Annotated in this window: 15 protein-coding genes; 10 read left to right on the forward strand and 5 right to left on the reverse strand. The window is 59.2% G+C overall.

From position 1 onward, the window contains the following. Positions 1-46: 46 nt before the first annotated feature. Positions 47-2,065 carry a hypothetical protein gene (locus BUS12_RS03030; RefSeq protein WP_074294186.1) on the forward strand — a complete coding sequence of 673 codons (2,019 nt, stop codon included), beginning with the start codon at positions 47-49 and terminating at the stop codon, positions 2,063-2,065. A gap of 514 nt (positions 2,066-2,579) precedes the next feature. Here the strand turns inward: BUS12_RS03030 and BUS12_RS03035 are convergent. Together BUS12_RS03035 and BUS12_RS03040 are read right to left on the reverse strand one after the other, a co-directional pair. Beyond that, the gene (locus BUS12_RS03035; RefSeq protein ID WP_074294187.1) at positions 2,580-3,728 is read right to left on the reverse strand and encodes a glycosyltransferase family 4 protein; all 1,149 of its coding nucleotides are present in this window, start codon (positions 3,726-3,728) and stop codon (positions 2,580-2,582) included. Between the two features lie 76 nt (positions 3,729-3,804). Continuing rightward, a complete protein-coding gene (locus tag BUS12_RS03040) occupies positions 3,805-4,668 on the reverse strand; it encodes a glycosyltransferase family 2 protein (RefSeq protein ID WP_253189991.1) in 864 nt (287 codons plus the stop codon). 1,091 nt (positions 4,669-5,759) lie between these two features. Here BUS12_RS03040 and BUS12_RS03050 point away from each other — a divergent pair. Continuing rightward, positions 5,760-7,025 (forward strand): glycosyltransferase WbuB, encoded by a 1,266-nt coding sequence (locus BUS12_RS03050; RefSeq protein ID WP_074297026.1) that lies wholly within the window; start codon positions 5,760-5,762, stop codon positions 7,023-7,025. Between the two features lie 379 nt (positions 7,026-7,404). On the opposite strand, the gene BUS12_RS03055 is transcribed toward BUS12_RS03050, so the two are convergent. Then, positions 7,405-7,872, reverse strand: a complete 468-nt coding sequence (locus tag BUS12_RS03055; RefSeq protein ID WP_074294189.1) for a GDP-mannose mannosyl hydrolase — start codon at positions 7,870-7,872, stop codon at positions 7,405-7,407. A gap of 403 nt (positions 7,873-8,275) precedes the next feature. On the opposite strand from BUS12_RS03055, the gene BUS12_RS03060 reads away from it, so the two are divergent. Further along, positions 8,276-9,292 carry a GlxA family transcriptional regulator gene (locus BUS12_RS03060; RefSeq protein WP_074297028.1) on the forward strand — a complete coding sequence of 339 codons (1,017 nt, stop codon included), beginning with the start codon at positions 8,276-8,278 and terminating at the stop codon, positions 9,290-9,292. Positions 9,293-9,933: 641 nt separating this feature from the next. Further along, on the forward strand, positions 9,934-10,818 hold the full coding sequence (galU, locus tag BUS12_RS03065; protein WP_074294190.1) for a UTP--glucose-1-phosphate uridylyltransferase GalU: 885 nt from the start codon (positions 9,934-9,936) through the stop codon (positions 10,816-10,818). A gap of 89 nt (positions 10,819-10,907) precedes the next feature. Here galU and BUS12_RS03070 read toward each other — a convergent pair whose 3' ends face one another. Further along, on the reverse strand, positions 10,908-11,636 hold the full coding sequence (locus tag BUS12_RS03070; protein ID WP_074294191.1) for a hypothetical protein: 729 nt from the start codon (positions 11,634-11,636) through the stop codon (positions 10,908-10,910). Positions 11,637-11,655: 19 nt separating this feature from the next. Continuing rightward, the gene (locus tag BUS12_RS03075; protein WP_253189993.1) at positions 11,656-13,983 is read right to left on the reverse strand and encodes a YjbH domain-containing protein; all 2,328 of its coding nucleotides are present in this window, start codon (positions 13,981-13,983) and stop codon (positions 11,656-11,658) included. A 447-nt stretch (positions 13,984-14,430) separates the two neighbouring features. Between BUS12_RS03075 and BUS12_RS03080 the strand changes: the two genes are divergently transcribed. The 6 genes from BUS12_RS03080 to BUS12_RS03105 all read left to right on the forward strand — a co-directional run bounded on the left by BUS12_RS03080 (position 14,431) and on the right by BUS12_RS03105 (position 20,412). After that, on the forward strand, positions 14,431-14,685 hold the full coding sequence (locus BUS12_RS03080; RefSeq protein WP_074294193.1) for a hypothetical protein: 255 nt from the start codon (positions 14,431-14,433) through the stop codon (positions 14,683-14,685). A 483-nt stretch (positions 14,686-15,168) separates the two neighbouring features. Continuing rightward, complete coding sequence (locus BUS12_RS03085) at positions 15,169-16,470, forward strand: gallate dioxygenase (RefSeq protein WP_074294194.1); 1,302 nt, start codon at positions 15,169-15,171, stop codon at positions 16,468-16,470. A gap of 83 nt (positions 16,471-16,553) precedes the next feature. After that, on the forward strand, positions 16,554-17,903 hold the full coding sequence (locus tag BUS12_RS03090; protein ID WP_074294195.1) for an MFS transporter: 1,350 nt from the start codon (positions 16,554-16,556) through the stop codon (positions 17,901-17,903). Positions 17,904-17,977: 74 nt separating this feature from the next. Further along, positions 17,978-19,003 (forward strand): amidohydrolase family protein, encoded by a 1,026-nt coding sequence (locus tag BUS12_RS03095; RefSeq protein WP_074294196.1) that lies wholly within the window; start codon positions 17,978-17,980, stop codon positions 19,001-19,003. 2 nt (positions 19,004-19,005) lie between these two features. Further along, positions 19,006-19,689: a 4-carboxy-4-hydroxy-2-oxoadipate aldolase/oxaloacetate decarboxylase gene (gene ligK, locus BUS12_RS03100; RefSeq protein WP_074294197.1), complete on the forward strand. Its 684-nt coding sequence runs from the start codon at positions 19,006-19,008 to the stop codon at positions 19,687-19,689. A 15-nt stretch (positions 19,690-19,704) separates the two neighbouring features. Beyond that, on the forward strand, positions 19,705-20,412 hold the full coding sequence (locus BUS12_RS03105; protein WP_074294198.1) for a substrate-binding domain-containing protein: 708 nt from the start codon (positions 19,705-19,707) through the stop codon (positions 20,410-20,412). The last annotated feature ends 64 nt before the right edge of the window (positions 20,413-20,476 follow it).

Raw genomic sequence — 20,476 nt, forward strand, 5'->3', positions numbered from 1 at the left:
GGCTCTTCAGTTCATTGGCTACTGTGACGAGGGCTTTTGCGCGGAAATGAACTTCACCAAACAATCCCGACGGGAATTCCTAAGACTGCTTGCGACCGTCCTCGGCGCGGAGGCAGTGTCGGAAAAGTCTTTCGCATCAGGTTTGGCGTCGGCATCCATGTCGCGCGAAGTCATAGAGGCGGCAGCATACGGTGTATCTGCGCGAGCATCCGCAGAAGAGAATTCCACGGCGCTATTGAAGATTCGCGCCAGAATGCAATCGTCCGATTCGACCTTCGACCTCATCCTGCCGGACGGGAGGCTGGATATCCTGACCGGCAGGTGGCTGCAGGGAGTAAGGGATGTCCGCGTTCGTGGCGGGAGGAGCACCCAGTTGCGCAATATCGCGGTGTCTGAGAAGACGACAGAGTGCGTCCCGCTAGTCATCAATCAGGACTATTTTTTGAATAATGCCGGATCGATTCCAGGATTTGGCGAGTTCACCAGTGGCGACCGCATCCGCTCGGTCGCGGCCAAATCGTCCGTGATAAGGCTAGTGAGTCCGGATGGTGCGGGAAGTTATAGACCGGGCATGCCTATATTGATCTACGGATACAACCAGGATTCTCAGGGTTACCCACCGTCTATTCGATATTTCGAGCGGAACAGTGTCGCGAAGGTCGGTGTGAACCTGATCGAGCTGGTCACGCCGCTGCAATACGACTACGACGCACGCTGGGCGGACATCGCGCAGAACGCGGATTCCGTTGCGGGGAACAACGAGACAGGCGCCGCCCGGGTCTTGAGCCTTGATCGACCCGGTTTTAGGGTAGCGAGAAATATAGAACTTGACGATCTGGAGTTCTTATCATCTCGCGAGCACCGCGACGAGAATGACGTTACGTCTCTGGATGGCAGCCTCTATGCATTTTCCGCTGACAGAGTCGTGTGCAACCGGGTGCGGGTCAATGGATACTTTTATCCCTCTGCAAGCGGAACCATCATTGTCAACGATTCGTACATCAGATTCGTCGAAAATGACAAATTGGTCGATTACATCGAATACAACCGATGCGAGATCGGCTTCTTCTCGAATGGTCCTGCCGTTAACCGAATCGTTGTGAACGATTCAACGATAGAAGAGCCGATCCCGATCATCAGTTGCAGGGCCGCGGAATTCAATGACGTGACGTTTCTGGGTGAAAGACGGCCTGCAAGTGCATTCGTAACGTTGAGCTTTTCAACACCAATGGATTCGATTGAATTCAACCGACCGAGGCTTACCTCGTCCGCAGGTGGCGTACTGCCGTTGACAAGCGGTGGCGGGGTGGTTCGCGTGAAGGTCGCCGCTGTCAAAGGTGATGTTCTATACACGAGCTTTTCCGGCATCAACGATCCCGTCCCTAGAGGACTTTCGGTTGGATCGATTCTTCGGAACGAAAGCGGAGAACCGCTATTCGATGTGGCGGGCGTATGGTTTGAGAATGGCGAGACGGCGATAGGTGTCAAAGCCAGGAACGAGGTGGCGGCAGGCCAGGTCGGCCAGATACTCCTGGCGAATATCTGCAAGAGATTGTCGATTAGCGATCCGGTCATAGTGGGGACATTGGCAAGTGCAGAAGAAAAATTTTCTAGCCCTCGAAGCAATGCCAACTCCTCTCTCGACATCGCGGTTCAGTTGAAGGTCGACGATACGAAAATTCTCGACGCTCACCACAATGACAGCGCGATCGTTGGCAGGTTTGATTTTGGCGCGAGCGCAGAACAACAGACGTTCGACGTAACGATTCATCGGCGAGCTCGGGAATTGATCGTATCGGTCGGCGACGGGGACGGCGTGACCGAACCCGGCGATGGCGGGACACTGCTCCTGAGTGGGATGGATTACACCGGGCGCGCCGTCTGGCGAAGTTCGATTGACATGACGGCGCCGGGTATGCGGACCATCCGGGAAGATCAAGTGGTGGCGATGGCACAGGACAAAGTGCAATCATTACCTGGCGTGCGGATCGTACGCTTGCGGGCGATGTGTACCGGCCATCATTCTGCTAGGGCAAAAGACGTCGATTTCAAAATACTATTTTGATGTGGAGATGAGATGGTCAAGTTTTTCGAAAATTTCGTTGCCCGGAAGCTTCTGAGAATTCTGGCGGTCGCTGCGGCCATAGGTATAGTGGGTGCGCCGAAGACTTCGTTGGCGGCATGCACATTGCCCGGTTGTGAGGGGGCCGTCAGTCAGGATCCGGGTGCCCAGTTAAACCGAATTTATGATAGTTCGGATAGCGAGTCGTTGAAAAGTCATTCCAATGCCTACTCAAGATCCGCATCGAGCCCGGACGAATTGGCGACATTGTCCGCAGTCGGTGCCGAGGCGGCGAACCCGTATGCCGTAGTCGTGGGCCGGATGGGGTACGAGCGTAGCAGCACCTACTCCGGGTTGGGTGCAGTATCGAACCTGAGCCGTAGCGGCGGTATGCGCGCAGGTGTCGGCTCGTCGACATCGAGCGCACTGCCTAACGTAAGCGGTCTGTCGACACAAATGCAGGGTGCAAGATCGGGAGGCAACTGGTAGGCGCTGCGTGAAAGGCGCCCTGCGGTAGTTAGCGCAGGCAGTCGGAGTAGACGCCGCGCAATCTGTCGACGTACTGGTTCCAGTTATGCGTGCGGGTAGCGGCAACCGTCGCATGGCTGGAAAATTCGTGGACCTTGTCGGGAGAGTTTGCCAACTCGGCGATAGCGTTAGCCAACTGGGTAGCGGAGCTGGCCGAGACGATCTTGCCGCTACGGTCGTGCTCGATAATCTCTGCTGCGCCGGACTCACGCGTAGCGATAATGGGTAGTCCCGTTGCTAGCGCCTCGCATAGAACGACGGCCAAACCCTCCTCGAGTGAGGGGAGTACGAAGACATCCGCCCAGTTGTAGTACGCGTTGAGTTGAGCATTGTCCACACGAGGAATATGCGTGAAGAGATGTTGATACGGTGCCAATAGCGCTTCGATCCGCGGCTCGATTTGCCCGATCAGTGTGACGTGCAAGCGCTTGTCGTTGATTTGCTTCACCGCTTCGAGGAGGTAGAGCTGACCTTTTCGCAGGCTGATGTGTCCGACACACAATATGTTGAAGCGGTTCGTGTCCTTTTCTTGTTTCTCCAACGGATGGAATCTTTTTACGTTGGCCGCGTACGGAATCACTTTGATGATATCCGGGGGCACCCCTTGCTGGATGAACGACTCCCGCACGATGGAAGAGGGTGCGAGGACATAGTCGTACATTTTCACTTCTTCGATCAGTCTTTGTTGCTGCCGATTGATCCGCGTTATATGTGGAATGCCGCGCTTGTTCTCTTCATCGGTGAGGAGTCTGTCTCGATGAATGGGGTGCGTATTGACTACCTCTCCAATCACGATTGAACCTTCTCGCTTTGTCTTTTCGATAAGCTGTCGTGAAGTACCGTGTGCCATGACGTGCAGCAAGGGTGTCGGTCGCCAATTGAGTCGCACCCCGAGTTGCCAGAGGTCGTGATAGGCGGGGTAAAACAGGTCGCTCAGTCGCTCCTTGAGCAGCTTCGCGTGCGCTCGTACGGCATATTCCTTTGCCCAGATGTTGACGGCTCGACCCCGTGCCAGCGAAAACGTCGATGCGCGTGCCTTATGGGAATAATAAAATGTGTCGAGAATCCCGAGCTCGTCCAGCCGCTCAATGTAGTTGTGAAAATGAAACCGGCCGCACACTGCTACGCTAACCTTCATGATTCAGTTCCCTGTGAAAATGGCCCTGGCCGGTACCACGATGCCGCCGCGATGTACGAAGGTGTTGTCATCCATGTCAACGAGACTCAGGTGTATATTCCAGCTCCTTCAAGGAGATGAGATATTCGTAGAAGCATTGCAGGAAGGTGTAGTTGATTCCGGGCACTCCATCCAGAAAGGCCCTTCTTACGATCATCATGTAGCCAAATTTCAGAAACGGTCGACAAGGTAGTCGATAGAACAGCGCCTTTTGGTGTTTCCGCCGCACGTTAAAGTCCCGCTCAAACAATGCCGACCGTAGCGAGGCAGGCGTGCTCAACCGATTCCTGAGTTGAACGGCCTCCATTGATGAATACACGTTATGCTTCGCGATCCAATGTGTGAGGCCCTTCGAAAACGGAAAGTGATCCAGGTGTTCCGAGAGCGATATGATCTCGCCATCCACCACCATGACCTCGTTTACTTCACGCTCATACCTGACGCGAGATTGTCGAACCAGCCGAATGAAGTACGGGGATATTTGTGCGTGCTTTAGCCAACGGCGCATGAAATAGTCACGCCTTTGGAGGCGCCCTGCAGCAGCCTCAGGGGGCGCAGTTTTGATGACACTGTGGATCTCCGCCGCAAGATGTTTTGTTACCCGTTCATCGGCATCCAGAATAAGGAGCCAGTCGTGTTTGAATGCCAACTGGTGAAGCCCAAAGTTGCGTTGGGAGGCAAACCCGTCAAAGGGCCTGACGTGCACATGAGCACCATAAGCCCTGGCAACGTCAACTGTCTTGTCGTGGCTTTCTGAGTCCAGCACCCAGACGTCATTGCACCATGCAACGCTCTCCAGGCAACCCGGTAGGTCTGCTTCTTCGTTTTTTGTCAGTATAAGAACCGAGACATTACATAGCATGGATTCCAGGCTCCCTCTAGGTCGGAAAGCAAGCGTCATGGATGAAACGCGACGCCCGCTCAATCGAAGCTTTGTTCAGGCAACAGGACGGGCGGCACGGCTTCGCTAAAACGACACGGATTCAAGTCTGCTTTTGACGTGGTCCTATCTTCCGGGCCGGCATGCCCGCGTATACGGACCATGATGTCGAAAGCGATCGTGCAACCACAGATCGAGCACCGACAACAGCGCCCTCCGGTATCGTTACTCCGGGTCCAACGAATGCGTCCGCGCAGATCCAGGCAAATCGTCCGACTTCAATAGGCTTTGCGAACAACTGGAAAGTAGGGTCGTTGTAATCGTGGCTTCCCGCGCAGAGGTGGGCACCTTGCGATATCACACATCGTTCACCTAAGGATATTGTTGCCATAGAATAGATGCTTACGCCGTTTGCTACACCGGCAAAATCGTCGACGACGAGGTTCCAGGGAGCCCATATGTCCACCTTGGGGTAGATGTGAACGCCAGTTCCGATCTTGGCGCCAAACAGTCTCAGGAGACAGCTTCGCCAGGCGTGCAAAGGTATGGGGCTCGGACGGAACAGGGCGAGATAAGTAAGGCGCCATGCGACACGTGCAGCGCGATTGCCTAGCGAAAAGGACGGTTGTCGAGCCCCGTCGATTCCTTGCTGAATCATGTGAACGCACTCCCCAAATCGCGAGATCCGTAACCGCAACTTTCTGAAAATAAAGCGTCGCATTGCTACGGGAGTGATTGACCCGTTCGTAGCTGTTCTTCGACGAGACACTTGCAAGGTCGCCATCGGTATTGGCGGATCCACTCGCCTGGAGACGACGGAAGTCGAGAGGCCGCGCTCCGGAAAGCGGCTGTGGAGTCGACATTGTGCCGTGATCTATGGGCCTGCGCGTATGGCGATCGGAGAAGCGGTGATGATTGTCGGACTACGCCAATATCGTGGCCGACCCATGCGATGGGTATCGCGGGTCGCAGCTTAACTCGTTCGCCAAAGCTTCCGGCGACGACGATTGGCGGACTGCGCCAATGTCATGGCTGACCCGCTCGATGCGCATGCTCAAGATACCGTGCAATATGCACTGCAGCATTTTGCAGCGATATCGCGCTGGAGCCCGATGAAAATTCTTCTATATGGCATCAACTACGCACCGGAATTAACCGGCATCGGCAAGTACACCGCCGAGATGGCGGAAACGCTCGCCGCATCCGGCCACCAGGTACGCGTCGTTTGTGCGCCGCCCTATTACCCAGAATGGCGTGTGGCGACGGGATTTTCTGCATTTCACTATGCAAACGAGTGGCGCAACGGCGTGCATATCTGGCGTGCGCCGCTATGGGTACCGTCGCGGCCGAAAGGCGCACGGCGCATTGCTCACCTGGCGAGTTTTGCGCTATCGAGCTTCCCGACGTTGTTGCGTCACGCGTTCTGGCGGCCGGATGTGGTCGTCTGCATAGCGCCTAGTTTGATGAATGCGCCCGCCGGCTGGCTGGTTGCTCGTCTGACCGGAGCGTATGCGTGGTTACATATCCAGGACTACGAGGTTGACGCGGCATTCAGTTTAGGAATGCTGACAGGATCGTTGCTAAAACGTACGGCACTCGCGTTGGAGCGGGTGCTGCTTAAGCGATTCGATACTGTGTCTACGATCTCGGGAAAGATGGTCGAGCACGCGCTGCGAAAGGGGATCGAGCAAGGCAAGGTGGTGCGCTTCTCGAACTGGGCCGACACCGAATCGATCTATCCGCTTGAGCGGCATAGTTGGCTGAGGGAAGAATTGAGTATCCATGATACCGCGACGGTGGTCCTCTACTCGGGAAACATGGGTGCAAAGCAAGGCCTCGAAGTGCTCGCGGCGGCTGCGATTGCGTTTGCCAAACGCGACGACGTGGTTTTTGTGTTCTGCGGCAACGGCCCCGCACGCGAGGGCATCGCAGCGTCGTGCAGCAATCTGCCCAACTGTCGCTTCATTGATTTGCAGCCGCTTGAGAGACTGAACGAGCTATTGAACCTGGCCGATATTCACGTGCTACCGCAGCGCGCCGATGCGGCGGATCTGGTGATGCCATCAAAGTTGACGGGCATGCTCGCAAGCGGCCGAGCGGTCATCGCGATGGCTAGCCCGGGCACCGAATTGTATGAAGCCGTGTCCCCCCGTGGTGTAGTGGTACCGCCGGGCGAAGCGAGTTCGCTTGTCTCTGCCATTGAAAGACTGGTTGGCAACACGGCCGAGCGGGCGCGCCTCGGGGCGGCGGGTCGGGAATTCGCTCAAGCGGTCTTGTCGCGCGATGCTGTACTGAGCGATTTCGAGGCAAAACTATGCGCGCTGCGTGCCGATGCTTCCGGCTCTTCAGCGTTGGCGGTAAGGCGTTCGGATTCTTGACGTCGTAAGCCGGCTGTCGTGACAAACGGTCGGGATCCTCCCGGAGTCGGATGGCATTGGCTTAGGGTGGCATGACGTATGTGAAGTATTTTTCCTAAAGGAAGACCTATGCCACACCCCCCTCCCGCATAGAAGACGAAACCACCCAACTGGTCGAAGCCACCATCGAACTACTGTGGGCGCATCGACATGACGTGCTAAACGGCAGGGTTGCATCAGACCGGGCACATGCTTACGTCGGGTTAGTCAAAAGCGCCTGCGAGGCATTGCCTTTGAGTGCAAAGGACCTGGCACGCTTAAGCGCGGTATGCGAGGCAACCCATCTTGCCGCCGCGTCCGCATCCGCATCCGCATCCGCGTCCGAGTGCGAGGTCTAACACTACCGCTGCAACCCATCGCCAAAATAAACTCGCGTGTTCAAATGAACCCCTGAGTCTGCGAGGATTTCTTCCCCGGTCGCCCAACGGTAGGCGGTGTGCTGGGTGTTAGGCAAATTGTCGAGTTTGAGCGGGCGGCGCAGCTTGTATCCCAATACGACGTAGTGAGTCGAGATCCCGGGGTGCCCGCTGACGTTGTCGTCATACAGGTGTTCGTACACGCCCACGAGATCGGCATCGGCGCGCTCGACGCCGGTGTGCCCGAGTTCATCGCGCGCAATCCGGCGAAACGCTTCGTCGAGCCGCTCGTTCTTGCGGATGCGGCCGCCCGGCACAAACCAGAACCCCTGTGCCGGCTTGTTGACGCGGTGTCCAAGCAGATAACCGCCGTTCTCGTTCGGAACAATCAGATCGATAGCGACCAAAGGGGTGGCGTCGATCGTCTGCAGGAATTGCTCGATGGGAAGCATGATGACTGTGTGTGAGCTCCTGCTGCGAGTGACCGCTGCAGGGGCGGGTCGGAAGAGTGCGCATCGTGATGGAAAAAAGCCGGCCTGTGAGGAACCTGGCGAAACACGACAAGGTAATTTCGGCATACGACAAACGTTCATTTCCTCACATGGAGCATTGAATTGAACCGTAAAGCGCTTGTGAATCTTTCCGTTCATTTCGATCAAGTAAAAATTGCACAATTTTCGATTGTGAGCCCATGCGGCGAATTGAATTCACCGTCGCGTTGATTGAATCCGCCAACATGTTGGCAGATTCCGCCAGTGCATAATGGCGACACGGAATCTTTTGTACGATCAATTCAATGAATAAATTCAGCTCCAAGGAAGCTGGAGACCTACTAAATTCCCGGGGATTCAAATGATGGAGTGCTTTGAGGCGGTTCACAGGAAAGGCGTAGAGCTGCCAGGTGTTTTACAGGGCGTGCGTACGACGAGAAATATCGGAATAGTTTTGTTCAGCGGCTTTGCGCTGCCGGAGGCTGCTGCGGTTCTGGAAATCTTTCAGTCGGCGAATGCGCTCACCGGCGCGGATACGTCTCCGAGCGGCCAGGCACGTTATAAGGTTTGCCTGCTGTCCGCGGTCGGCGGCCGTGTCGACAGTTCGTCATCCGTGTTTGTCTGGACCGAAGGTGTCGAAGAGCGGCGCCATTCGGACGCTTTCCACGCGCTATTTATCAGCGGTGGCGGTGGGGTGCGCAATGCCATACGTGACGAGCGCCTGACGACCTGGTTGCGTCGCGAATGCCCGCGCAGCGAGCTGTTGGTGCCGATCGGCGAAGGGCGCTTGCTGCTCGAAGCCGCAGGATTCGGACGCGTGGGCACGACCCCGCGGCTGGGCGGTCGCGCTTCGGATATCTGTCAATACTGTCCGCCCGACATCGGTGTTTCGACGGCCTTTCCGAGTCCGCTGCAAAGCGCGCTGGCGCTGGTCGAAGAGGATTTTGGCCCAGAAATCGCGCGCCAGATTGCCGACTACGTCCTGCCCCGGCCTCAACGGGCGCGCTTTACGGCGACGATCCGGGAGAACGCGCCCACTTACGTGAGCGAAAAGATTCAGGCGTCGGCTCGCTGGCTGGAGGCAAACGGCGACCGACCGATCGCCATCGACGAGGCCGCACAGGTTGCCGCCATGAGCGAGCGAAACTTCCTGCGCCGCTTCAAGATCGAAATGGGCGTCACGCCGTCGGAGTACCTGTCGTATGTGCGGCTCGACATGTGCTGCCGTCTTCTGGTGGAAACCGATCTACCGGTCGACAAGATCGCGCGCCGTTGCGGCCTGGGCGGCGGTGGCTGGCTCTCGAAACTTTTCCGCAAACATCTTTCGACAACGCCAACTGAGTACCGCGCCAGCAAGCGTCTCACGAACGCGGCGTCATAACAGACTGCCTCTGAATGGCGGATTAGCCGTCTTAACGCCGCGGATTACGAATCGGGCGTAGTGGGGCGAGGTTTTTAAAACGCCTTATTCCATTGATCCAGACACATCGCTTTTCGACCAAAAAGATTAGAAAATCAGATTGGCATATATGCAATCTGGTAGAAATTGCAGGATGCGATATAAGCCGGAAAATTAATGAAATAAATGGATAAAGCATAAATCATGATGCGCAAACGATTGCGACGTCAAAAATTGTGTGATTCGAGCGTGCCCGTATGGTTCTCTATAAGGAAGGAAGATCAGCGGTTTCGACTATGGTAAGGCGGGTGCAAACGTGCCGCATGCTGCACTGCCAAAATAATGATGGTTTCCGCCACTCGCTGTTGCGCCACTTTTGACTAGCCTATTCTGTCTGCTGGTCGTCCGGCGGACCGGCAAATGTACGAGGTCTGAACGACGAGCAGATGTGCCTCGGAACTTGAGCCTGTTCTCCGTTAGGAGAGCAGGCTTTTTTAATGTTCCGGTGCCAGTGTGTTGCTGCGGGCGGACCGGCGATGTCCGGGCGAACAGCGCTCGGTCGCGGGCTTGAGATCGACACTGGACATCCGCACGGAATTCATCAACCCCACTTGGAATCTCTCATGCTGAAAGTCACAAAGGCAGTCTTTCCGGTAGCAGGTCTTGGCACCCGGTTCCTCCCCGCCACCAAGGCGAGCCCGAAGGAAATGCTGCCCATCGTCGACAAGCCGCTGATCCAGTACGCGGTCGAAGAAGCGATGGCCGCCGGCATCACCGAAATGATCTTCGTCACGGGCCGCAGCAAGCGCGCCATCGAGGATCACTTCGACAAGTCCTACGAAATCGAAGCCGAGCTCGAAGCGCGCGGCAAGGACAAGCTGCTGGAACTGGTGCGCAGCATCAAGCCGAGCCATGTGGACTGCTTCTACGTGCGTCAGCCGGAAGCACTCGGCCTCGGCCACGCGGTGATGTGCGCCGAAAAGCTGGTGGGCGACAACCCGTTCGCCGTGATCCTCGCGGACGACCTGCTGTACGGCAAGCCGCCTGTGCTGGCACAGATGGTCGAGGTGTTCGACCATTACCACAGCTCGGTGATCGGCGTCGAAGAGATTCCGCCGTCGGAGACGAAGTCGTACGGCGTCGTCGACGGTAAGCAATGGGAAGATTCGATCATCAAGATGTCGGGCATCGTCGAAAAGCCGGCGCCGGAAGTGGCGCCGTCGAACCTCGGCGTGGTGGGCCGCTACGTGCTCAAGCCGCGGATCTTCGAACATCTGCGCGCGCTGAAGCCGGGTGCCGGTGGCGAACTGCAGTTGACGGATGCGATCCAGTCGCTGCTCGCGGACGAACAAGTTCTCGCCTACAAGTATCACGGCACGCGTTTCGACTGCGGCAGCAAGCTCGGTTATCTGAAGGCGACGGTCGAGTTCGCCCTGCGCCACCCGGAAGTGCGCGCCGATTTCCAGGCGTACCTTGAAGAGCATCTGGCTTTGCGGCAGCCTGTTTAATCGCTGCGTTCGGCGCGGCACCTCGAAGCCGGCTAGACGAAGGCCTGCGCGTCCCTGGGACGGCAGGCAAACATCCGGCTCGTAGCGGTTTAGGTTCCCGCGCCGCCTGTGCCACCGGTACCACCGGTGCCGCCGGTCGCCGCCCCCGAACCGCCAGCTGAAATCGGCGCTGCGGCACCCGCGGCAACGGCCGCGGCCGCCAGAGTCGCAGCGGGTTGACCATCGCTGGTAATTGCTCCGGCTGCCAGCAGGGCGTCGAGATCCGCGTCCTCTCCAGGTTGACCCGGCGTGAACGATACGGTCAAAAACGAGTTTGTGGACAGCGTGATGCCGTACGTGCTTTTGATCAGTTGTGCTATAGCGTTTTGCGCGTTCGCGATGACCGTGCTGTTCGTCAGCGCGTTCTGGTAGGTGGTGTTGCTCGTGAGACCGGCAAGCAAGCCGTTCAGCGTGGTGCCGAGTTGTCCGGCGAGGTAGCTGAGCAGCAACTGCGTGAGCGACGTAATGTTGTAGGTGCCGGCGCCGGCGGCAAACGAATTGAGTACGATTGAACCGCTTGTCGCCGTAAGCAGGCACGGGCCGTCGAATTTGAACGTATCCGAATAGGCTCCGCTCGAATTCGACGTCGCGCTGCCCGAGCCGTTCTTGCAGCTCATCTGGACGGTCGCATTCGTTACTGCCGCGCCGATTGCCACGGTTCCCTGAATCGTGCCATTGGCGGAACTGCCGCCTCCCCCGCATGCGACGAGCGCGCCGCTGGCCAGCGCGATCGATCCGAACTTCAGCGTGCGCCAGACACTGGTGTCAAATAGCTTCATCGTTCTCTCCGAAAGAAAGTCACTCACAATGGGCAGGTGGTTGCGCCTGCATCCTTTTTATGTCCTGCAAACCGGCTTCACACGCGTCGGGCGAGCCCACGGTTGCTGCAGCAGAAGGACCGGGCGGTTCACCTTGACGATCCGGCTTCGACGGAGCGTCGTCAGGTCTCGCGTAGCGGTCGTACGCGTCGCGCATGCGATAGAGTTGCGTCGAGAAATAGGCTGCGCTGAAGCGTCCGTCGTTCAGGCGATTCTGGTCGGTGCTATACGGAAAGCTGAGGTTTTCCGCTGCGTCAGGCGTGAGGTAGTTGGTCGAACCCACGCGCGTGCGGAAGTTCAGGGCAAACTGTTCGGAACCGTCGACCTGCACAATACCGGGCTTCATGCCCTGGCGCGGCGTAAGTGGGAAGCTGATGGCGGCGCCCGCAAAACTGCCGCGACCGCTATGTTCGCCGGAGACGCTGACCGATACGTCGTCGAACCAGCGCGTCAGGGTGATGAGCGGCCCCTTGTCGCCGCCCACATAGCGCGCCACGCCGGCCTCGATCCATACCTTCCACGACGGTTGTACCCAGCGGTAGGTGAGCATCGCGTTCGTTTCGTGCGGCAACGTATCGTGGCCGGGTTCCTGGTGCAGATACGCAAGGCGCAGACGGACGATGTCGGGACGGCCGGGGACGAACGCCGTGGTTTCGTTTTCGATGCCGAGGTAGTCATAGTCGAACTTGCCCACGGCCGCGACGTTCAGGACCTGCGGCAGGAGCCAGAAACTTTGCGTCAATGCGGCGGTGTAGAGGCCGCCGCGCAGGCGGTACTGACTGAATATTCGACCTTCGTCCATGTTCGTCGTGTTGTACAGCGGCGCGATATAGCCTGCATACAGTTCAGCGCCGCGCCAAAGCGGCACGAATCCCGCGACGAGCGCGCCCAGCGAAATGTCGAAGTTTCCATACTCCGTGCCGTATAGATAGCTCGTCACGGGAGAGACCTGAATGCGCATGAGACCGTGGCGTCGTTCGTCGCCGTGCCATGCGATCGAATCGGCGTCATAGCTTGGTTGCATGCGCAACGTCATCGATGCGCTAGCCGCCGCGGGCGAACCTCCGGCGAGGAATTGGGCGTAGGCGTCGCGATCCACCGAGACGTCGGCGAGCACTTGATTGGCCTTCTTCACGACCGCATGGATTCGCTCGATGCCGCGCGGCGCATGCAGGCTCGCCACGCCCAGCACGATGCCAAGCGCGTCGGCCTCATTCTGGTTGTAGCGGTGGTTCTCGTATTCGACGATGATATCCTGCCCGCTGATTCCCACACGCACGCGTTCGAGGCCCGCGGCAAACAGTTGCGCGGCGATCGAATCGAGCGCGGTGGGATCCTGTGCCTCGGGAATCACCGGTGTGTGTCCGGTGGGCGCGTGGGATGCATCATCGGCCAGGACGACCGATGCGTAGGATTGCAGCGGCGAGACAAATGCAATCGCCTGTTCGGCGACGTCATTGGGTTGTGCAGCCGCAGCCGCCCTCGCTCTCGCCGGCAGGGGCGCCGGCAAGCTGCGTAGCGGGATGACACCACCTACGTCCGCACTTCCGAGCATCGGTTGCGCCTGCGTGCCAGTGCTGCCGCACAGACCGCCTGCACAGCGCGGCGCACTGAAGCGCTTGCCGAACGGGATCTGAATGCCCACCGAGATCGACGTACGCGGCGAAACGCCGTCCGTCGATTTCAGCGCGCGCGTGAGGGTCCCGATGATATTGGCGTCGGCGAGCCAGCTAATACGTGGCGACTGATAACGCACACCGGCGTAAGGTGTCTTCGAATCGTCTTCTGCCAGCAGCGACAGGCCCGTATGCCACAGCGAGAGCTGGACGCCGCCGAACACCCCATCGAGCCGATCGCCCTCGCCATAGCCGACGGTCAGGTTGAGGGGGCCGAAGGGCTGTGACACTTCACCGTATCGGGAGCGGAAGAAGTGGGTTTGTCCGCCGATATCGGTCATGCCGAACGCAATGGCCGGCTGATAGGTGAAGAACTTTGGCACCTCGAGCTTAACGTCGGCCATCAGGTGACGAAGAATGATGTGGTCCGCGCCGGGGTACGGTGCCGGCACGTTCCCCGGATAGTTCGCCAGGCCGCCGGCCAGCTCGACATACGGCAAGACTCCGAACGCTCCCCAGTAGACTTGCGAGCCCGTCGCCTGATTGCCGTATCGCGGGTCGATATAGTCGTTGTACTGGGCTTCGCCCACGCCCTCCGGCAATGCGAATGCATAGGGGATAACGAGGCCGCCTGCCTGGCCCAGCGAGTTAAGCGCGGGATCGACCGCATGCGCCGACGCGGAAAATGCCAATGCCGCGCCGAGTGCCAGCGCGTGCGGAGCGAGTCTAGGTCGATTGGCGTGCAATCTGCTGGATCCTTTTGTACGGACGTGAGCGATCCGGCGCCCGCGTGACGAACTGACGGGATCCGTTCCAATGGTGTCGAGTTGACCTGGCTTACGGAATAGAAGAGGACGCGGCCCCGACGATCCCGCAGCAGGTCTTTCGGCCGCTGCGATGGTCGGGTCTTTAGTAAGGAGTTCTAGTCGATGAATCGATCGTATAGAACGATCAAAAATTCCGCCATCAGGTGTCGGAATACGACACGAAGTTGGCGGCTGTGGCGAGGCTGGGAGCCACCAACTTACCGTGATGATCACGCATGCGATTGGCGGAATATTTCATTGTTTTGGCCAACGTCATGAGACTGAAGATGAGACATTCAGTCCCAGGCGCCTTGAGCAGGGCACGGAGACGATATGGCTAGCGCTTGGTCGGCGATTTTTACTTTTTGTTTTGTCTGGGTCGCGGTCTATCTCTTCCTGAGATTTCTTCACGCGATATGGACCGTGACCGAACATTTCAACTGGGCGTTGAGTCCGGCGTACCGCTCCCGTCATAAACGGGGGGTAGCGGACCTCGCCCTCGACCGTGCGGCGAAGCTGATGGGTTGGGGAGCAACGGTGGCGTTGCCGGTTGGCACCGTTTCGCTTCTTGCCGCGCTATTCCAATGATGCATGGAGGAGACACCCGCTATGAACAGCGCGTGGAGTTCGTCCATTTCGCGGCGCGCGGGGCCGCCAGCATTCTGATCGCTTTCAAATACCAAACCTGACCAAACTTGACCGGGCGTCCCAGCTTCTGGAAATGCTTCGCTTCAATCCTTACCGAGACTTTCGTGAGGGTGGTGCGAGCGACGCTTGCGACTTCATTCTCACTCCATCTAATCTGCTTATCGGTAGGCCGACGCCGCAGCTCGGTGCATATGCCGCAGCCGATCCGCATCGCGGCTCGCCATTGCCTTGACAGGTCGGGCTTCGAGCGAATTCACCGACTCGCCAAACGAACCATGGAACCATGGGAACCCGTGCGTTTTGGCTATTTCATCTGGTTAACCCGCCCTTTCTAGTCGCGGACCACCTGGTTACCTTCGACGCAATCAGGCGGTGGTGCAGTTCGCCTGGCCGGTTCAAATGCGTCTTTGAAGGAGTACAGGTATGGCACGGATCATTGGAGGCATTGCTGCCTCGCACACGCCCACCATTGGTTTTGCTTTCGACAAGAACAAGCGGGACGATCCCGTTTGGGCACCGATCTTCGAAAATTTCGCACCGGTCGCAGACTGGCTCGCCGAGAAAAAGCCCGACGTCATCCTGGCCATCTACAACGACCACGTCACATCGTTTTTCTTCGACCACTATTCGGCGTTCACGCTAGGGGTCGGGCCGGAGTGGCAAGTCGCGGACGAGGGCGGAGGCGCACGCGATCTGCCGGCCATCAAGGGGCATCCGGGCCTGGCTGCGCACATCGGAAGCTCGCTGATGGCCGACGAGTTCGACATGTCCTTCTTCCAGAACCGGGCGCTCGATCATGGCTGCTTTTCGCCCCTGTCGATGCTGTGCCCGCACAAGCCCGAATGGCCGGTGAAACTGGTGCCGCTCCAGATGGGTGTTCTGCAGTTGCCCGTTCCGAGTGCACGTCGTTTCTACAAGCTTGGAAAAGCGCTGCGACGCGCAATCGAAAGTTATCCTGAAGATATCAAGGTCGCGATACTCGCGACCGGTGGCCTGTCGCATCAGGTGCATGGCGAGCGGGCAGGGTTCAACAATGTGCAATGGGACCAGCGTTTCCTCGATCTGTTCGAACACGACCCGGAGCAACTGGCTGAGATGACTGTTGCCGAATACGCCGAACTCGGCGGCTTCGAGGGCGCCGAAGTGATCATGTGGCTGACGATGCGCGGCGCGCTCTCCGCCAACGTCACCTGCAAACATCGCAGCTACTACCTGCCGTCGATGGCAGGCATCGCGACAGCGATCTACGAAGGCGAGGAGGGCGGCACGGATCCTTCGATCGTTGAACGCCACCGGGCTCACATGGAGAGCCAGACAGCCGGCATCGAGAAGCTCGCAGGCACCTACCCGTTCACGATCGAAGTGGCGGTACGGGCTTACCGCATCAACGACTTTCTGCACCGGATGGTGGAACCCGAGCATCGCGCCGCGTTCCTGCGCGACCCCGAGGCCAGCTTCGAAACCGCAGGTTTGAGCGAGGAAGAACGTGACCTCATTCGCCGCCGAGACTGGCGCGGCCTGCTGCACTACGGCGTGATCTTTTTCATGCTCGAGAAGCTCGGCGCCGTGATCGGGGTCTCGAATCTGCACATCTACGCGGCGATGCGCGGAGAAACGCTGGAAGCGTTTCAGCGCACCCGCAATGCGCCCGGCGCCCTGTACTCGGTAGCGGGCAAAACGGGCGGGAAACTCGATTGGGATAGCGCGGAGAAAACGAAGGCCTAAGAGGCGGACGGTCCGCCCGGTATTTAAACGACGACGACGGTGGTCACAAAAGCCAACCGGCGCAAGGAGACAGGAGAATACAGATGGCAAACGGAAAGACGATTGATATCAAGGCCTTCATCGACGCGCGAGCTATTTCGCCGTACCAGTGGTTGCTGGTAGCGCTGTGTTTTCTCGTGGTGACGACCGACGGCATGGACGTCGCCATCATGGGTTTCGTTGCGCCCTCAATCATCCACGACTGGGGCATCTCGCGCCCGGCCTTTGGTCTGGTGATGAGCGCCGCGCCGATCGGGCTGGTGATCGGTGCTCTCGCGGCGGGGCCGGCGTCGGACCGCATCGGGCGCAAGTGGGTATTGATTACGTCCATTTTCCTGTTTGGCGTGTTCACCATCGTGACGGCCTTTACCTACTCGCCGGTGACGATGGCGCTGTTGCGACTGCTGGCCGGCATTGGCCTTGGCGCTGCGATGCCTAACACGACGACGTTGCTGTCGGAGTACGCTCCGCAGCGCAAGCGCTCGCTGCTGATCACCATCATGTTCACGGGCTTCAACCTGGGTTCGGCGCTGATCGGTTTTGCCGCAGGATGGCTGATCCCCGAGCATGGCTGGCGCTCTGTGTTGATCTTTGGCGGCGCGCTGCCGTTGGCGTTGATCCCGCTGCAAATCTGGCTGCTGCCGGAGTCGGCCCGTCTGCTGGCGGTGCGCGGCGCGCCGGCCGCACGGATTGGCGCGGTCCTCGGCCGGGTGTGCGGCGCACGGTTTGCCGGCGACGAGACCTTCGTCTCCAACGAGCCGCCACTGCCGACGCGCAAGCCGCTCGGGGTGTTGTTCTCGCACGGTTATGGCCTCATGACCGCGGCGCTTTGGGTGACCTATTTCATGGGCCTGCTCGTCATCTATCTGCTGACCGGCTGGTTGCCTACGCTGATGAAGGATGCCGGCCTGACGGTCAGCACCGCGGCCAATGTGACCGCCATGTTCCAGATCGGCGGAACGCTTGGCGCGATTCTGGTGGGCTGGATCATGGACAAGGTCCGGCCGGCACCGGTAATCAGCGCGGCCTATGTGGGCGGCGCGCTGTGCGTGCTGGCGCTCGGATGGATCGGCGCGCTGTCCTCGTCGCTCACCTTGCTGGTGTTCGCCGCGGGCTTCTGCATGAGCGGCGCACAGACGGGCTTGAATGCGTTTGCGCCTGGCCGCTATCCGACGGTTGCACGCGCAACGGGTGTCAGCTGGATGCTGGGAGTGGGACGCTTTGGCAGCATTTTTGGCTCAGCGATCGGCGGCGCGCTGCTCGGCCTCGGATGGCAATTCGGCGCCATTCTGGCGATGCTGGCCATTCCCGCCACGCTGGCTGCAATCGCCATCCTGCTGGCTCAGCGCACGCGCGTCGGCGAGGCGGCTCCCCAGCCGACGACAGCACACTAACCACCTCGGCGCAGACAGCACGCATGGAACGCGTAGCGCTGCGTCGTTAATCGGACCAGTTTTTTGGAGCGACGATGATTATCGACATTCATGGCCATTACACCACCGCGCCGAAGGCGTTGGAGACGTGGCGCGACCGTCAGATCGCGGGCATTGGCAATCCGGCCGAGCGGCCGCAGGTGGCCGAATTGCAGATCGGCGACGATGAGTTGCGCGAATCGATTGAAACCAACCAACTGCGACTGATGCGCGAGCGCGGTCTCGACCTGACCATCTTCAGTCCGCGCGCGAGCTTCATGGCGCATCACATTGGCGACTTCGAGGTCTCCAGCACCTGGGCGGCGATCTGCAACGAGCTGTGTTACCGCGTGAGCCAGCTATTTCCCGATCACTTCGTTCCGGCCGCCATGTTGCCGCAAAGTCCCGGTGTGGATGTTGCCACCTGCATCCCCGAACTGATCAAGTGTGTGGAGCAGTATGGCAACGTGGCGATCAACCTCAATCCTGATCCGTCGGGCGGTCACTGGACGAGCCCGCCGTTGTCGGATCGCCACTGGTATCCGATCTACGAGAAGATGGTGGAGTACGACATCCCCGCCATGATTCATGTGAGCACCAGTTGCAACGCGTGCTTCCACACCACCGGCGCGCATTATCTGAATGCCGACACCACGGCCTTCATGCAGTGCCTCACGTCGGATCTGTTCCGCGATTTCCCGACGCTGCGCTTTGTGATTCCGCACGGCGGCGGCGCGGTGCCGTACCACTGGGGCCGCTTCCGCGGACTCGCGCAGGAGATGAAGAAGCCGTTACTGCAGGACCATCTGCTGAACAACATTTTCTTCGACACCTGCGTCTACCATCAGCCGGGGATCGATCTGCTGACACGAGTGATTCCCGTGGACAACATCCTGTTTGCCAGCGAGATGATCGGCGCCGTGCGCGGCATCGATCCGGAGACAGGTCACTATTTCGACGACACGAAGCGCTACGTCGAGGCCGCGCACATCGATGCCGATGAGCGGTACAAGATCTACGAGGGTAACGCGCGTCGCGTCTATCCGCGACTCGATGCAGCGCTGAAAAGCAAGGGGCACTAAACATGTATGAACTAGGCGTGGTGTATCGCAACATTCAACGTGCGGACGGCGACGTTGCCACGAAGCTCGGTGAGCTCGGCACGGCGACCGTGCATGAGGCCATGGGCCGTACCGGTCTGATGAAGCCGTATATGCGCCCGATCTATGTCGGTGCGCGTGCCGGCGGCACGGTTGTGACGGTCCTGTTGCAGCCGGGCGATAACTGGATGCTGCATGTCGCGGCGGAGCAGATCCAGCCCGGCGATATCGTCGTGGCGGCTGTGACGACGGATTGCACCGATGGTTTCTTCGGCGACCTGCTGGCGACGAGTTTCCAGGCACGCGGCGCGCGAGGGCTGATTATCGATGGTGGGGTGCGCGACGTGCAGGTGCTGACCGAGATGAAGTTTCCGGTGTGGAGCAAGGCCATTTCCGCCAAAGGAACCGTCAAGGCGACGCTGGGTTCCGTGAACATTCCAGTGGTCTGTGCCGGCGCGCTGGTGAATCCGGGCGACGTCATCGTGGCGGACGACGATGGCGTGGTTGCAGTGCCCGCTGCCCAGGCGCAGAAGGTGTTGGAAAAGGCCGCTGCGCGCGAAGCATTCGAAGGCGAGAAGCGGGCCAAGCTCGCCTCAGGCGTGCTCGGTCTGGACATGTACAACATGCGCGAGCCGCTGCGGCAAGCGGGACTGCGCTATATCGATTGAAGAAGGGCGGCAACCATGGCCATGGATGACACCCTGAGTCAGCCGATCACCGGCATCTCTTCGATGGCCACGCGAAACCTGCTGGCGGAGTTGGTTGAGGAATACGCGCGGCGTGTTGGCGAGCGGGTCGCGATCGAGTCGGTTGGCGGTGTCGCGGCCGCTCGACGCGTGCAGGAGGGCGAGCCTTTCGATATCGTCGTGCTTGCAGCCGACGCAATCGAGCGGCTCGCGGCCGACGGCCGGATCGTGCCGGGTAGCCGCGTCGACCTGGCCCGTTCGGGCGTGGCGATCGCGGTGGCCGCCGGCGCGCCGCGGCCTGACATCAGCACGGCAGCAGCGTTGCGCGAGGCCGTTCTGGCTGCGCGCAACGTTGGTTATTCGACGGGGCCGAGCGGTACGCAGTTGATGCTTTTGTTCGAGCGCTGGGGCATTGCCGAGACGCTCGCGCCGCGCCTCGTCCAGGCGCCGCCTGGTGTGCCGGTCGGCACACTAATCGCGCGCGGCGAGGTCGAACTCGGCTTTCAGCAATTGAGTGAGTTGATGCACTTGCCCGGCATCGACGTTATCGGCGCTTTGCCGGCTGACATCCAGATCGTGACGGTGTTCTCCGCTGCGGTCTGCACGGCGTCCGAGCGGCGTGAAGCTGCGCAGGCATTGCTTGTCTTTCTGGCCTCACCCGACGCTGCCCGAGCCAAGCTCGATCACGGAATGGAACCGGCGTGACCGTTGCGCTTGCCCTTTAAGTTCTGCCTCAAGAGCTCGTCGGCTCGACGAAAAAAGCACAGGG

Source organism: Paraburkholderia phenazinium (assembly GCF_900142845.1).
Lineage (GTDB): Bacteria > Pseudomonadota > Gammaproteobacteria > Burkholderiales > Burkholderiaceae > Paraburkholderia > Paraburkholderia phenazinium_A.